Origin of the sequence: Bifidobacterium pongonis, assembly GCF_019331805.1 — a bacterium.
Taxonomy (GTDB): domain Bacteria; phylum Actinomycetota; class Actinomycetes; order Actinomycetales; family Bifidobacteriaceae; genus Bifidobacterium; species Bifidobacterium pongonis.
On sequence record NZ_JAHBBE010000012.1, the window covers coordinates 24,859 to 39,385 of the forward strand.

Below are 14,527 nucleotides of genomic sequence, written 5' to 3' on the forward strand. Positions count from 1 at the left end.
TCCGATTCTATCGCCTGACCGCAACCCTTCCGGTTGCAGCCGCTATTCGCTGAGCGAACGGATGAACTGCGCCTGCACCACGTCGATGCCGTTCGAATCCGTGTCGTCCATGCGCGCCGCCGCGACGGACAACGTGCGTGCGGGCACGAACAGCCCTTCGTCCACGGTGATGCGCGCGGCCCGGCGCACGATGCCCGCGGCCTCGGTGTTCGGCCAGACAGGCAGTCCACGGCGGTTGAGCACCATGGCGGCCTCCTGGACGCTCTCCGGAACCGGAATGCACTGCGAGTCGGCTCGCGACACGAGTTCGCGCAGCTCGTCCTCAAGGGTCATGACCCTCCCGGGGGCGATGTGGTTGCTCATGATGTATGCGGCGGCGGCCGTGTCGAACCGGTCCTGCATCCATTCGGCGTAGGCCAGACGGTAGTAGGCGAATGCGGCGTCGTCACGGTCGAGGGCCACCAGCAGCGCATTCAGGCAGGCGGCACGCGCGGAATCCCAGTCCTCGTCGCGTGCCAGCTGCACCGCGAGCTTGAGATGGGCCAGCGGGTAGGACGGCGCGTACGCCACCATCGCGTTCAGATGCGGGCGTGCCTCCTCGCTTCCCTTGATCTGCGAGTACATGTCGGCCATTTCCATGTGCATGTAGAACAGATTGTCCGGGATGAGCACGGTGCGTTCGCCGGGCGTGGAGAACAGGCGGTTGTAGACCACGCGTTCCGCATAGGAGTTGAAGTATCTCGGTACGCCGTCGCCCTTCGCGTACAGGGCGTCCATGTGCTTGAGCGCCTCTTCGGCGAATTCGCACGCCTGATCGACCTGACCGGAGAACAGCAGGTCGTGCACGTGCGAGCGCGCCTTGTCGATTTCGGCGGCGTAGTTGAGTTTGATGGCGGGCGTGTCGCGTTCGTCGATCAGTGCGCCGGCGATGTCCGAGGACTGTTCGTTGAGTTCCGGGTCGGAGATCTCGTTGATGAGGCGCACGGCCTCCTGCGCCTTGACGACGGAAGGAATGGTGGTGTCGGAGGAGAGACGGTGGAATTCGCTGTCGGCGCGTTGCATCACGTCCACGCGCTGGATGGACAGGCCGAAGGCGTTGCGGGCGCCCAGCACCTGGGCGGCTTCCGGCGCGAACTCATGATCGGACATCTCCGGCTCCTCCTGCGATCCGGCGGGTGCGAAGCCGCGGTCGCGCAGGTCGAAGTCGGGGACGATCTGCTTCAATCCGCCGTTCTCGTCGACGTCGAGCGTCGCGTTGAACATGCGGTAGGTTTCCTGCGGATGTTCGAGGCCGTCCTGCATGATGCGCGCGAGGAATTCGTCGCGGGTGAACCGGACGGTCGCCAATGTGCGGACTGTGGGGTTGCGGCGCAGCACGTTCATCGGATCGTCCCGCTTGCCGCCGTCGTCATCGTCGTTCACGAATCCGGAGGGTTGCGTGCCCGGGTCGGCGAACGTGGCCTCGTCGATGTCGATGTCGCGCACCAGGTTTTCGAACTGCTGTTCGATGGACGCGCCCGAATCGGCGGTGTCTCCGGCGGTGTCGACGGCATCGCCGTCGTGGTGCGCGTCCGGCATGAAGAGGTCGGCATCCATTTCCGTGATGGTTCGCGCGGCGGTCTGCGTGGGGTCGCCGTGCAGGTCGCCGTCCTTGGGTTCGGCCTTGCTGCGTGCGGAGCCCATGTCGCCGGTGTGCATGCGTTCGAACGCGCTCAACGCCTCGCTCATCATCGCTTCGATGGCGGTGTCCTGTTCGGCGAGCGCCTCTTCGAGTCCGAGCGAATCGACGTGCAGCGAGACTTCGCGCACGTCGTCGCATGCGCCGAAGCTCAGCATGGCCAGCATGAGGCCGACGCGCAGGTTGTAGTCGGCGCTCAGCGCCGCGCGTTCCTTGTCGCTCAGGGTGACCCACTGCCTGGTCTGTTCGTCGTAGCGGGTGGCGGGCATCATCGATACGCCGGCCGTGGTGAATCCGACCGCGACGCGCCCCTCTTCAAGGTTGGAGCGCAACGCCACGTCGAAACGGTACGGCAGTCGCAGCCTGCGCACGAGCAGCGCCATGGTCTGGCGGTACACCCATTCGGAGTCGGCGGGTTCGCCGGTGTTCTTCGCGGTTTCGCGGGCGGCGTCGAAGAGGATCTGCATGGAGCTGTGCCCCGGTTCCGGCGCATGGTCGACGCCCAACGCGAGCAGCGCCGGGTTCTTCAGCAGGTTCATGTCGATGGCGGCGGCCTGTTCGCGCGTCACCGTCTCCTCGGTGGGTTCCAGGCCGAGGCGGGAGTTGTGTTCCAGCCACGAGCTGACCATGGCGAAACGGTTGAGGTTGCCTTCGATGTCGAGCGCGCGCAGCGCCGGGGCGAGGGCGAGGGAGGAATCCCAGTTGAAGAAGTAGGCGCCCGAATAGCTGGACGTGTACAGGTGCAACGGTTCGGCGCCATGCGTGGCTTCGAGCCCCGGCACTTCGTCGAGCGCGCCGGCTTCGCGCATGAGTTCGGCGAAATGGTCTTCGAGTCCGGAGACGCGCATGTCGTGGGCGCGGGCCTCCAGCATGTCGCGTACGGATCGGCGGATCGCGCCGATCGGCGCTTCGCGGTTGAGCCTGCGGAAGATGTTGCCCGCACCGAAACCGATCAGGACGTTGCTCATCTGCGGCAGCATGTAGGCGGCGAAGAACGCGATGGCGATGGCGTCGCGGTATTCGAGCCCTTCACGCATGGAGACGGGCAGTTTGCGGCGCATCTGTTCGAGCTTGTACCGGCCCGCGTTGCGTGACCATGCGGCCAGCCAGGTCATGCGGCCGGTGATGTCGCGGCCTACGATGCCGCCGTAATCCGGGCGTTCCTTGGAGAAGATGAAGCGCGGTTCGAGGCCTTGCATGTCCATGCCGATCTCGTTGCCGACGAATACGCGGCCCTTGCTGTCGGCCACGGCGATCTGCGCGAAATGGTCGCGGTCGGCGAACAGGCCGAGGGAGAACACGTTGCCCTGGTAGTTCGCGCTAGGCAGCTGCGCCCAGCCGAGGGTGAGCCTGCCGGGCACTTCGGCGAAATCGAACATGCGGCGTTTGACCAGCGGGCCGAGCCGGACGGCGTGACCGGCGAATTGCGCGATGATGGCCTGTTCGCCGGAGGCGGCGTTGCCGGCCGGGTTTTCGCCGGGCGTATGGGCATGGCCTTTGCCGGTTTCGGCGGCGTGCGATTCGAGCGTGGCGCCGAACGGGCCGACGGTGCGCATGGCTGTTTTTCCCCTATGAGACAGCCGAGACATCCATTGACGCGCTTGCCTCAGGGCATCTCCGAAGGAGTCGGGCTGTGACTTGCGTGCTGACATATCCCACATTCTTTCAATTCGCTCAGACATGCCCTCGCGATATCGCCCTCGGAAGAATCCGGGCGTGAAAACCGCGATGGTGATGTCTCCATCCGTCGTGCCGCGGACGCTCGGGCGCAGGCCCGGTCGCATCCGTTCGCCGGTTCACTGCAGGAACCAAGCGAATACATTGTAGAACAGGTTCGGCGCCGCGGAGATCAGCGCATCGTGGCGTCCGATGGTGAACAGCGACAGCAGGGCCACCGCGATGGCGAACAGCATGGCGATCATGCCGATCAGACGGCCCGCACGGACCTTCAACGGCAGTCCTCCCACGCGCGATCCGTCCGATCCGTCCAATCCGCACGGCGCGTCCGTTTCGCCCGTTTCGCCCGGCACGCCCGGTTCGCCCAGCAACCGCAGCATCACCGGCAGGGCGGCCAGCGCGAACAGCCATCCGAAGTCGGTCATGTACCGCCACCCGAGTCCCGCGACGACCGCGTCGAATACCGTCAGTCCAAGGGCCAACGCGAGCGCCGAGAGCGTGAAGCACGTGCGTCCCGGCCTGACCGCGCTCCCCTTGCCTTCCTTGCCTTTGGCATGGCGGCGCAGCAGCGGCAGGGCGAGCGACAGCGCCAATGCCGGGCACATGGCGAACAGGCCGCCGATCATCGGTTCCGTGTACGACCATGTGGGCAATGACGCCTTGGACAGCGCGATCCAAGGGAATTGACCGACGAATCGCAGCGGCAGCAGCAGATAGTCGCCCACGATCGGCAGAATGTTCGCCAAGGCGATGCGGTAGGTCGTCAGATCGGTGACGGTGAACTGGTAGTTGTTGCCGAAGTTCAGCGGGGAGCCGAATCGGACCGCGTTGTAGACCATGACCGGCAGAACCGGAATGAGCGCCGCGACGACGACCACCGCGGGCGCCAGCAACGCCTTGCCGGGCGCGACGGTCTTGTTGCGCAACGCCGTGCCGATCGCGCGGATCTGCGGCCAGAACACCGCAATGCCGAGCAACGCGGTCAGGCAGAAGGTCGGTCGGCATCCGAAGTTCGCGGCGATGCACAGTGCGCCGAACCCGACTTTGGGTAGCGACAGCGCCGGCGCGTCTCCCACCTGCCAACGGCCGAACACGCGGCGGGCGGGCTTTCCGCTTCCGGCGGGTTGCGCCCCGTCGCCGTCCGGTTCCACGGCCCCCAGCCACAGCCAGAGGCCGAGCGCACTGAACGCGAGGGATGCGGCGAACGGCACCGAGTAGAAGTTGCGGCGGAACAGCATGTAGCCCGCGTTCGACCCGCTCAGCATGAGAACGAGCGCCATGGATGTCGCGGCCAGCGAGACGTTCGGCGCGAGACGTTTGATGAGGCGTATGACCAGCAGCGCCAGGAACACCAGCGCGACGAGCATGAACACCAGCACGGCCGCGCCGCTGGAAAGCATGTGCCCGGTGATGGCGCGGAACGGCATGAACAGCAGCACCGCGGGCAGTACGCCGAAATACGAGTACCAGTGCCCGTTGTAGTAGGCGTAATCCCAGTAGATCGGGTTCACGCCTTTGGCGAGCAGTTCCGCGCGGGTGTCGGTGTCGTACGGGTTGGACGTGTCGGCGAGCGCCTGCGGCACGTCGAGGTCGAGCGAGGCGTGGCCGTGCAGCAGCGCGTCGGCGATATGCCCGTACTGGTCGAAATCGTAGGTGTAGCCGCCCGTCTCATGGAATACGAGCGGGTCGCCCGTCATCTGGCTGCCGGCGCCGTAGAGCATAAGCGCGGCGAGGGGGATGACAAGACACAGGCCGAGCGCGCGTTGGGCCGTGCTTGTGGTGTCGAGCGGTATGCGCCACAGGCGCGATCCGGGCCTCCAACATGCCGCGATCAGTAGTATGGCGGCCATCAGGCCCACGCGCACCGGGTTGAACTCGAAGGGGACGCTCACGTTCGCGCGGACCGCCTGGATGGGGATGAGGGAGCCTTTGGGTTCTTCGATGCTCACGCGCAGCACGCCTTTGCCGGGTGCGCGGATGTAGCTTGATCGTGCCGATTGCGGGCTGAACGAGGTCGCGATGGCGGTGCCGTGGTCCACCGATGCCCTGACGTGCACGACGGTGAGCGCCTTGCCGGTGACGAAGGACGGGTCGATGCGCGCGTAGTCGGAGGTGCCGTCGGCGTTCACTTCGAGCCAAGCTTCGGTGGGGTCGATGATGCGCAGCATACCTTCCTTGGTGCGTTCGAGTCCCGATCCCATGGTGTTAGCGTATGCGGCGGTGTCGGTGCTTGCGCCGCGGGTGCGCCAGAACGGCATGTTGAATCCCACGCATTCGATGAGCAGGATGGCCAGCAGTGCGGCCAGGATCACGCGGATCGTGCGGCGGCGCGTTTGACGCGCGGTATGCGGGCGGTGGACGGCGCGGCACGTCGTTGGACGCGCGGATCGCGGGGTTCGCGTGGGGTGAAGGAGGTGAAGCACACCCCCATTCTATATATTGGGCGTCATGTTCCACGCGGGGCCGTCCGGCATGGCGCCCGGGGTGCGCCTTAAGATACGGGTATGCCATTTTTCTCCAAGCGCACCGCACGTCCGAAGCCCCGCCGTCTCACTTTCACCCTCGCCGAAGCGGGGCATACCTATGACGACGGCGTCACCGGCCTCTCCCCCACTTCGCTGACCATCAGCGAGCGCCGTGTCGCCGTCATCGGCCTGAACGGCACCGGCAAATCCACGCTGCTGGGATTGCTGGACGGCACGTTGAAGGCCACTTGCGGCACGGTGACCATCGCCGGTTCCGCAGACGGCGATGCCGCCGGCGGCGAACAGGAAACCCTTGATCCCCGGTCGAAACGCGATATGAAGCGCGTCGACGAGCTGATCGGCCGCGTGCGCCGCGAGGAGATTCCCGAATCGTTCAACCGGTCGGAGAATATCGCCGACGCGGTCGATGCCCTGCTCAAGAAGCATCATGTGCCTGATTCGGAACGCCGTGCGATCATCGGCGACTTGTTCGCGCATTTCGATCTGGCGAGCGCGGCGAGGGAACCCGCCTCCGCGCTCAACGGCGAGCAGCGGCATCTGCTGGCGATCGCCGCGGCGTTGAGCCTCCGCCCGAGCTGCGTCGTGGCGGACGAACCGTCGAAGGGGTTGGATGAGATCGGCACCGCGCATGTGGCGAAGGCGCTGTTCTCCTACGACAGTCAGGTGATCTTCGCCACGCACGATACGGATATGATCGTGCGCCCGGAGTACGCGATCGACCGCACGCTGGTGCTGGACGATCGCACGGTCGTGTTCGACGGCACGCCCACGGATGCGGTCGCGTTCTACACCGATCTCATCCGCCGTCATTACGAGTCGCTCCGCTGAGCTCCCCGCCGCCCGGCCGCGGGGCCGCGGGGCCGATCACGGTTTCAGCCGAGCATGGCCCGCACCGTGTCGAGCACCGCGGCGATGCCGTGCCGGAACTCCTCCGGTTCGGGCAGCAGGGACACCGCCAAATACCCGTTCGAGGTCATGTCGAAGAAATACCCCGGCTGACCGGTGAGACGGTGATCGTCGATCAACTTGAGCACCAGCTCGTTCTCGTCGAGCACCGACGGCACACGCAACAGCACATTCCAACCGCCTTCAGGGCGCAGCACATCCACCACGCCAAGCTCGTCGGCGGCGAGCATCTCCCGCAGCACGGCGAGATTGCCGCGCACCCTGGCCCGCACATTGGCGGTCTGCGCTTCGGCGGCATCCAACAGTTCGGGAATACGGTCGGCGATGATGTCGCTCATCGGCAGGTAATCGTCGGCGATCACATCCAGCCTGCGCTGCGCCTCGACCACGTCACGTTCCGGTCCGGACACGCGGATCCAACCGACCTTGGCGTGCGGCGCGGCCAGCATCTTCGAGAATCCGTCCAACGCGAAGGTGAGCACGCCCTCCTCCCCCGCCAAGCGGCGGTTGGGCGCGATGGGTTCCAGATCGTAATCGAAGAACACCTCGTCGGCGATGATGGCGATGCCGCGCTCATGGCACAGGCCGACCAGAGCCTCGCGTTCGTCGGCTTTGATGTAGGAGCCGGTGGGATTGTTGGGGTTGATGAGCACGAGCGCACGGATGCGCGCGCCTTCCGGCGAATCGAGGATCGCCGCGATGTCGGCGGCTTCCACATACCAGGAGCCGTCGTAGCGCAACTGGTATTCGATCGCCTGCACGCATTCGAGGCCGGCGATCGATTCGATGAGCGGGTAGCCCGGTTTGGGCGCGAGCACCGCGTCGCCGGCGTCGCACAGGAGTTTGATGAGCCACGAATACGCTTCGGACGTGGAGGACAGCAGATACAGGCGTTCCGGGTCGACCGTCCCGCCGGCCTGCCCACCTAGGAACCCGGCCAACGCCTCCCTGGCCGCCTTGGGACCGCGCGGGTTCGCCTCATAGACGTTGGGAATGAGCCCTGGCGCGAGGCCGTGACGGGTGGGGTTGGAATCGTTGAGCCTGCCGAGCGTGATACCCGCTTCCTTGGCCTTGGCCTGGGCCGCCGCGATCGGGTTCGGCGCGCTGATATCCACACGGGACGAGAAATGCACAGTCATGCGTCCCAGACTACTCGCGCCCGCGCATACCTGCGGGATGCGGATGCCTCGTGAGGGCCCGGAAAGGCGCCGGAAGGCACGAACGATGGCATGAACGATGGCATGAACGATGGCATGAAAAAAGGAGACGGCCCGACCGAAGTCGAGCCGTCTCCCTATGCGCGTGCTACGCGATCATACGCCGATGGCGCGTAATCAGTGCTGCTGCTTGACGCTGGCGTAGTAGGCGGCGCCGATGATGCCCGCCTCGTTGCGCAGCGTTGCCGGCACGACCTTCGTCTTGATGTCGATGCGCGGGATGAACTTGTCGGCCTGACGGGAGACGCCGCCGCCGATCACGATCAGATCCGGGTTGAAGTACTTCTCCAGCAGACCGTAGTACTTGGTGAGGCGCTTCGCCCACTTCTTGTAGGTGATACCCTCGATGTCCTTGATGGAGGAAGCGGCGTACTTCTCGGCATCCAGGTGCTTGGAGTTGAGGATGATGTGGCCAAGCTCGGTGTTCGGGACCAGCACGCCGTCCATGATCAGGGCGGTGCCGATGCCGGTACCCAGCGTGGTGGCGATGACGAGGCCCTTCTGACCCTTAGCCGCACCGAACTGCTGCTCGGCGAGACCGGCGGCGTCGGCGTCGTTCACCACGGTGATCGGGCGACCGCACGCCTCGGAGAACACCTCGGTGACGTCGGTGCCGATCCAGGACTGGTCAAGATTGGCCATGAAGTCCAGCGGCTGGCCGGGCTTGATCGGGGCCGGGAAGGCAACGCCGACAGGAACGTCCGCCGGCACTTCGAAATGCTCAAGCTGCTGCTTGACGATGGCGGCCACCGCTTCCGGGGTGGAAACCTCAGGGGTAAGAATCTTCAGACGGGGTTCAGCAAACTCGCCCTTCTCAAGATTGACGGGTGCGGCCTTAATTCCGGAGCCGCCGATATCGACGCCAAACGCCTGGGCTGTTTCAATCATCATTGACCTCTCTTCGCAGAAGGTGAATAGTTAGTGAACCGGTATTATCATGGTATCCCCCGAATGCCTTGTGCCACGCGGGAAATCCCATAACACCAACGCATCTTATGCAAACGTGTGCGATATTTTCGGCGTCTCGGCGTGGCGCAAACGTTACCATTCCCATACCGTTTCATCTCACACAATGGACCGTTCACCCATGCGGTCGCCCGCACCATGTAGAACGAGACTCGTAAGTTTCAGGGAAGGTGAAATTCCTTACTGGCGGTAAGCCGACGCCCGGCATCCATAACGGCGCGAACGGCAAGCCCGCGACCCGCGAAAGCGGCCGATTCGGTGAGAATCCGAAGCCAACGGTACAGTCCGGATGGAAGAAACGAGGAGCTCCTATGAGCCAGTCTTCTGCTATGCAATCCCATACCGATTCCGATCGAAGCAACGCCGCAATGGCCGAAACCGCAACGATCCAACCCAGCAGCAACGCAAAGGAAAACGCTTCCGCAGGCACGGCATCCCCCACCAACGCAAACGCAACCGAATCCACAGCCACCCCAGCCAAGCCCACCGACCACGCCATCGGCGCACACTCCACCGGCGTCGCAGACCACGGGCGCTGGTCCACACGCCGCATCGCCATGTACGCGCTGTTCGTCGCGCTCGCCATGGCGGCAAGCCTCATCGAACTGCCGATCTTCCCCGCCGCGCCGTGGCTCAAATACGACCCGTCCGGCATCGTCTGCCTCGTGGCCGGTTTCGCCTTCGGCCCCTACGCCGCTGCAATCGTTTCCATCCTTGGTTTCATGCCGCACGTGTTCACCAGCCCGTGGGGTGCGCTCATGGGCATGCTCGTGGCGCTGGCCATCTCCGTGCCAGCCTCGCTCGTCTACCGTCGCAACCGCACCCGCGGCGGGGCGATGCGCGGCATGGCATTGGGCATGGCGATCGCGCTGGTCGTCGCGCTGATCTCGAACCTGCTGGTCACGCCGTTGTACGCCCACATGACCATGGCCCAGGTGGCCGCGATGATCCTGCCGATCCTGCTGCCGTTCAACCTGCTGAAGTTCGCGATCCATGCCGTGGTGACGTTCCTGATCTACAAGCCGATCACCACGCTGCTCGACCGCGCGGCCTGAGGTCGGGAACATGCCGGAAATGGTGAACCGTGAGCCGATGGCCGAACTGCGGGACGTGCGCTTCAGCTACGACGGCGGCGCGCATTGGACGCTCGACGGCCTCAACCTTACGATCATGCCCGGGGAGCGCGTCTGCCTGATCGGTGCGAACGGGTCGGGCAAATCCACGCTCGCCCGGCTTCTCGCCGGACTCACGGCGCCCGATTCCGGTGACATCCGACTGCTGGGCCAGCAGGTGTTCCGTACCGGTGCCGGGCCGGACGCCGACGCCTACCGTATGGCGCGACGCGGCATCGGCGCGGTATTCCAGAAACCCGAAGACCAAATCGTCACCACCGTGCTGGAGGACGATGTGGCGTTCGGCCCCGAAAACCTCGCGGTCGAGCACCGCAGCATCGGCGAACGCATCGCAAGCGCGCTCCAGCGTGTCGGATTGGACGGTCTGCGCCAAGCCGATCCGACCCGCATGAGCGGTGGCCAGCAGCAGCGGGCCGCCATCGCCGGCATGCTTGCGATGCAGCCGAAACTGCTGGTTCTCGACGAGCCGACCGCGATGCTGGATGAGACGGCACGCGGCGAGGTGATGCGCGTGCTCGACGATTTGCAACGGCATGGCACCACCATCGTCCATGTGACGCACCGCCCCGAGGAGACCGCCCATGCGACGCGCATCCTCAGGTTGGAGAACGGAACGCTCACGCAGGTTGACGGGATGGATGCCGGCGCTGAGGTTGCCGGGAACGCTGAGGTCGCCGGGTTTGCTGAGAATACCGGGAACGCCGGGAACGAAGCCGCTGCGGCTACGGAAACCGCTGGAATCAGGACGACCACGAATGCGCATGCGACCGCCCCGCTGGTATCCGTCGAACATCTCTCCTACACCTATCCGGGCGCTCTCTCCCCTGCGATCAACGACCTGTCGCTCACCATCAACACGGGTGAAATCGTTGCCATCATGGGTCCCAACGGCGCCGGAAAATCCACGCTCGCACGCATCCTCTGCGCCCTCGCCGCCCCCAACGCCGGCACCGTCACCATAAGCGGCATCCCCGTAGCCCGCCCGCGCGGCCGCGGCACGCGCATCCGCTACGCCAACCGCAAACAGCGGGCCCGCATACACGCCACTGTCGGCTACATCATGCAGCATCCGGAACGGCAGCTCTTCGCCCAAACCGTCGCCGACGACATCGCATACGGGCCGCGCAACCAAGGGCTCACCGAGCAGGAAATCACGCAGCGCGTCAACGAAACCATGCAGCTCCTGCACATCGAGCATCTCGCCAGCCGCTCGCCATTCGCCCTATCCGGCGGCCAACAGCGACTCGTCGCCATCGCCGGAGTACTGGCATGCCAGCCGAAACTCGTCATCATGGACGAACCCGCAGCCGGACTGGACGCAGCCGCACGGCATCGATTCCACACGTTGATCCGGCATCTGCGCGAACAGGGCGTGGCCGTCATGCTCATCACGCACGACGGCGATGAGGCGCGCACACTCGCCGACCGCATCATACGGATTCCGGCGACGGGCGCGTCCGGTGTGACCGGCACAGGTGATGATTCCGGAATTTCCGAAGGTTCCGCAGATTCCGCGGGTTCCGATAATTCCGCACGTTCCGGCGCACAGAGCCGCACCGCCACGTCCTTCATCGGGCGGCTCGACCCGCGCGTCAAACTACCCGCGTTCCTCCTTGTCATGATGTGCGCATTCGCCATCACGAACATCCGGCAACTCGCGGTAGGCGCATGTGCGGTTGCCTGCGTGCTTCTCGCATCGCGCATCGGGGCAAGGCGACTTTGGCGATCGATCCGCGTATTCCTCGTGCTCTTCGCCCTCATGGGACTGGCAAACGTATTCTTCGTGCGCACCGGCACCACGCTCGCCACCATCGGTCCCATCCCCATCACCGACGACGGACTGGCCATATCGGCGCTTTACATCTGCCGATTCACCATGGTCATCATATTGGGTTCGGTATTCCTCGCCACCACCACACCAACCGCCATCACCGACGCGGCCGCCGCACTATGCTCGCCCCTGCGGCGCTTCGGCGTACACACCCAGGAAGTGGCTTTGGTCTTCAGTCTGGCGTTGCGATTCATGCCGACGCTTGCAACGGAAACCCGCGCGATCATGGATGCGCAATCCGCCCGCGGAGGGTCCATCGAAACCGGTTCACCGGCACGACGGTTGCATGCGATGGCCGCGATCATCGTACCCGTGTTCGCCGGAGCGTTGCGTCATGCGGACGATCTCGGGCTTGCGCTCGACGCGCGCTGCTATGAGGAAGGCATCCACCGCACGCACTGGAGGGTGCTGCGCATCGAAACGCGCGACATCATATTCATGGCGGCGACGGCCCTGACCATCATCGGCATTATCGCATTCGCCTTCCTCCCCTAATCGGCTTGCCTTTCCCCCCCATTACCGAAATCAGACAGAATCAGCCCAATTCCGTCCGATTCCGGTCAAGGAATCCCCAAACCCCCACCACCCCCATTACCAAAATCGGACAGAATCAGCCCAATTCCGTCCGATTCCGATCAAGGAATCCCCAAACCCCCACCACCCCCATTACCGAAATCAGACAAAACCAGCCCAATTCCGTCCGATTCCGGTCAAGGAATCCCCAAACCCCCACCACTCCCATTACCGAAATCAGACAGAATCAGCCCAATTTTGTCCGATTCCGGTCAAGGGGTCCCGATTACCGGTGATGGACGGTAAGAGGCAAGAAAGCGAATATGAAGAAGCCCACCCCATGCAAGCATCATGGGATGGGCTTTCTTGGCGAATGCCTTAGTTCACAGGCCGTACTCTTCGGCGATCACCTGCCACAGCTCTTCGGCCGCACGTTCGACGGTATCGTTGACGATAACCACATCGAACTCGTTCTCCGCGGCAAGCTCGACCTTCGCCGTCTCCAAACGCTTGGCCTGCTGCTCCTCGGTTTCGGTCCCGCGCCCGATCAGGCGACGCTTCAACTCCTCGAAGCTCGGCGGCGCGATGAACACGTACACCACTTCAAGCCCAAGTTCGGCGGCACGTTCGCGCACTCGCCGGGCACCCTGCAGATCGATCTCCAGCAGCGTGGGCACGTTCCGCTCCAAATGCTCCTTCACGGGCTCAAGCGGCGTACCGTAATGCGCCATGCCATGTACCACGGCGGTTTCCAGGAACTTGCCGTCCCGTTCGCCGGCGACGAACTCGTCCTCATCCATGAACCAGTAGTTCACGCCATTCTCTTCGCCGGGCCGCGGGTCGCGCGTGGTGGCCGACACCGACACCCAAATCTCCGGGTGATCAGCGAGCAGCTTCTGCTCCACCGTGCCCTTGCCAACAGCAGTCGGCCCGCTCAGAACGATGAGACGTCCATTCGTCACTTGCTCATACCTCCATGTTGTCGTCTTACGGGTGAAACCTCATCGCGCTTCAGCGCTGGGGTGCTGAAGCACTCAATGCTCAGCACTCGGCACTTCACCAATCCAGCGCTTCCACGCCCAATGAGATTCCACCTCAGGCTCCGGCACCGCGCACCGCGGAACCTCGCCCAACGCAAAGCTTGCAGAACCTGCAAGAACCGCAGAATATCAGGCCGCTACCCCTGATCTGCCGTCGTCTTCGCTCTCGTCCTCGGCTTCCATAATGGCCTGCCTCACATCCAGCGCGATGGATTCGGTGGCCGCCGCAAGATCGGCGATCGCCGGGCCCTTGGTGGCGATGGAACGGGAGACGGTGACCAGCACGTTGCCATGCGTGCCCTTGAACAGGGTCTTCAGATCCTTGGCCTCCGCACCCTGCCAGCCGTAGCCGGGCGAAAGGATCGGACCGGTGAAATGCGCCGGGTCGACGCCCGTCTGCTCGATCCACTGGCCTACGGTGGCGCCCACGATCAGGCCCACGGAACCCAGTCCCTCATGCTCGGCGTTATGCTTCTGCGCCGCGGCCGCAATGCCATACGCCACGGTCTGCCCCTTGAAGGAGCCGCCCTGGCGGATGGCGCTCTGCACGCTGCGCCCCTCCTCATTGGAGGTCAGCGAGGCGATGAACACGCCACCGCCATTGTCGAGCGCATCCTCGATCAGACCGCGCAGCGAACGCTCGCCGTAGTACGGCAGCAGCGTGATCGCGTCGGCCTTCAATGGTGCGCCCGGCTTGAAATAGGCGTCGGCGATGGCGGAAATCGTGGTGGACAGACCGCCCTGCATGCAGTCCACGATGGTGATCACACCCATCTGCCGGGCCGCATACAGCACGCGTTCGAGCACGGCGAAACCCTTGGAACCGTACCGTTCGAACATGGGCATCTGGAACTTGACGGCGGCGGCGCGGCCGTTCGCGGCCTGCAACATGCGCATCGAGAACATCTCCGCGCCGTTCGCGTCAACGTTGTAGCCCCAGTCCGTCAGGAGTTTGCGATGGGGGTCAATGCCAACGCACAGCGGACCGTATTTACTCATGGAATTACGCAGACGCAGGCCAAAATTGGTACGCTGTGCACGCAATTGATCCTCGTGGCTGCTGGCAATAACCTCGGTCAC

General features: G+C 64.3%; 9 protein-coding genes and 1 riboswitch. Of the genes, 3 read left to right on the top strand and 6 right to left on the bottom strand.

From position 1 onward, the window contains the following. Positions 1-42: 42 nt before the first annotated feature. Positions 43-3,234 (bottom strand): tetratricopeptide repeat protein, encoded by a 3,192-nt coding sequence (locus tag KIH75_RS04325; protein WP_236028037.1) that lies wholly within the window; start codon positions 3,232-3,234, stop codon positions 43-45. Positions 3,235-3,474: 240 nt separating this feature from the next. Further along, positions 3,475-5,667 (bottom strand): hypothetical protein, encoded by a 2,193-nt coding sequence (locus KIH75_RS04330; protein ID WP_476695624.1) that lies wholly within the window; start codon positions 5,665-5,667, stop codon positions 3,475-3,477. Between the two features lie 192 nt (positions 5,668-5,859). Between KIH75_RS04330 and KIH75_RS04335 the strand changes: the two genes are divergently transcribed. Beyond that, positions 5,860-6,669, top strand: a complete 810-nt coding sequence (locus KIH75_RS04335; protein WP_219055562.1) for an ATP-binding cassette domain-containing protein — start codon at positions 5,860-5,862, stop codon at positions 6,667-6,669. 44 nt (positions 6,670-6,713) lie between these two features. On the opposite strand, the gene KIH75_RS04340 is transcribed toward KIH75_RS04335, so the two are convergent. Then, positions 6,714-7,886, bottom strand: a complete 1,173-nt coding sequence (locus KIH75_RS04340; RefSeq protein ID WP_219055563.1) for a pyridoxal phosphate-dependent aminotransferase — start codon at positions 7,884-7,886, stop codon at positions 6,714-6,716. A 195-nt stretch (positions 7,887-8,081) separates the two neighbouring features. Next, positions 8,082-8,852: a polyphosphate--glucose phosphotransferase gene (gene ppgK / locus KIH75_RS04345; RefSeq protein WP_219055583.1), complete on the bottom strand. Its 771-nt coding sequence runs from the start codon at positions 8,850-8,852 to the stop codon at positions 8,082-8,084. A 231-nt stretch (positions 8,853-9,083) separates the two neighbouring features. Next, positions 9,084-9,235: riboswitch (FMN riboswitch) on the top strand. Between the two features lie 81 nt (positions 9,236-9,316). On the opposite strand from ppgK, the gene KIH75_RS04350 reads away from it, so the two are divergent. After that, the gene (locus tag KIH75_RS04350) at positions 9,317-9,985 is read left to right on the top strand and encodes an ECF transporter S component (RefSeq protein ID WP_420829173.1); all 669 of its coding nucleotides are present in this window, start codon (positions 9,317-9,319) and stop codon (positions 9,983-9,985) included. Positions 9,986-9,995: 10 nt separating this feature from the next. Continuing rightward, the gene (locus KIH75_RS04355; protein WP_219055564.1) at positions 9,996-12,389 is read left to right on the top strand and encodes an energy-coupling factor transporter ATPase; all 2,394 of its coding nucleotides are present in this window, start codon (positions 9,996-9,998) and stop codon (positions 12,387-12,389) included. Between the two features lie 401 nt (positions 12,390-12,790). Here the strand turns inward: KIH75_RS04355 and gmk are convergent, their stop codons facing one another. Next, positions 12,791-13,369, bottom strand: coding sequence for a guanylate kinase (gmk, locus tag KIH75_RS04360; protein WP_219055565.1), 579 nt, complete (start codon positions 13,367-13,369; stop codon positions 12,791-12,793). Positions 13,370-13,576: 207 nt separating this feature from the next. Beyond that, positions 13,577-14,527, bottom strand: coding sequence for an orotidine-5'-phosphate decarboxylase (gene pyrF / locus KIH75_RS04365; protein WP_420829171.1), 951 nt, complete (start codon positions 14,525-14,527; stop codon positions 13,577-13,579).

Coding starts and splice junctions, on each gene's coding strand:
- KIH75_RS04355 (WP_219055564.1), top strand. CDS start 9,996: ATGCCGGAAATGGTGAACCGTGAGCCGATGGCCGAACTGCGGGACGTG.
- KIH75_RS04335 (WP_219055562.1), top strand. CDS start 5,860: ATGCCATTTTTCTCCAAGCGCACCGCACGTCCGAAGCCCCGCCGTCTC.
- ppgK (WP_219055583.1), bottom strand. CDS start 8,852: ATGATTGAAACAGCCCAGGCGTTTGGCGTCGATATCGGCGGCTCCGGA.
- KIH75_RS04340 (WP_219055563.1), bottom strand. CDS start 7,886: ATGACTGTGCATTTCTCGTCCCGTGTGGATATCAGCGCGCCGAACCCG.
- KIH75_RS04325 (WP_236028037.1), bottom strand. CDS start 3,234: ATGCGCACCGTCGGCCCGTTCGGCGCCACGCTCGAATCGCACGCCGCC.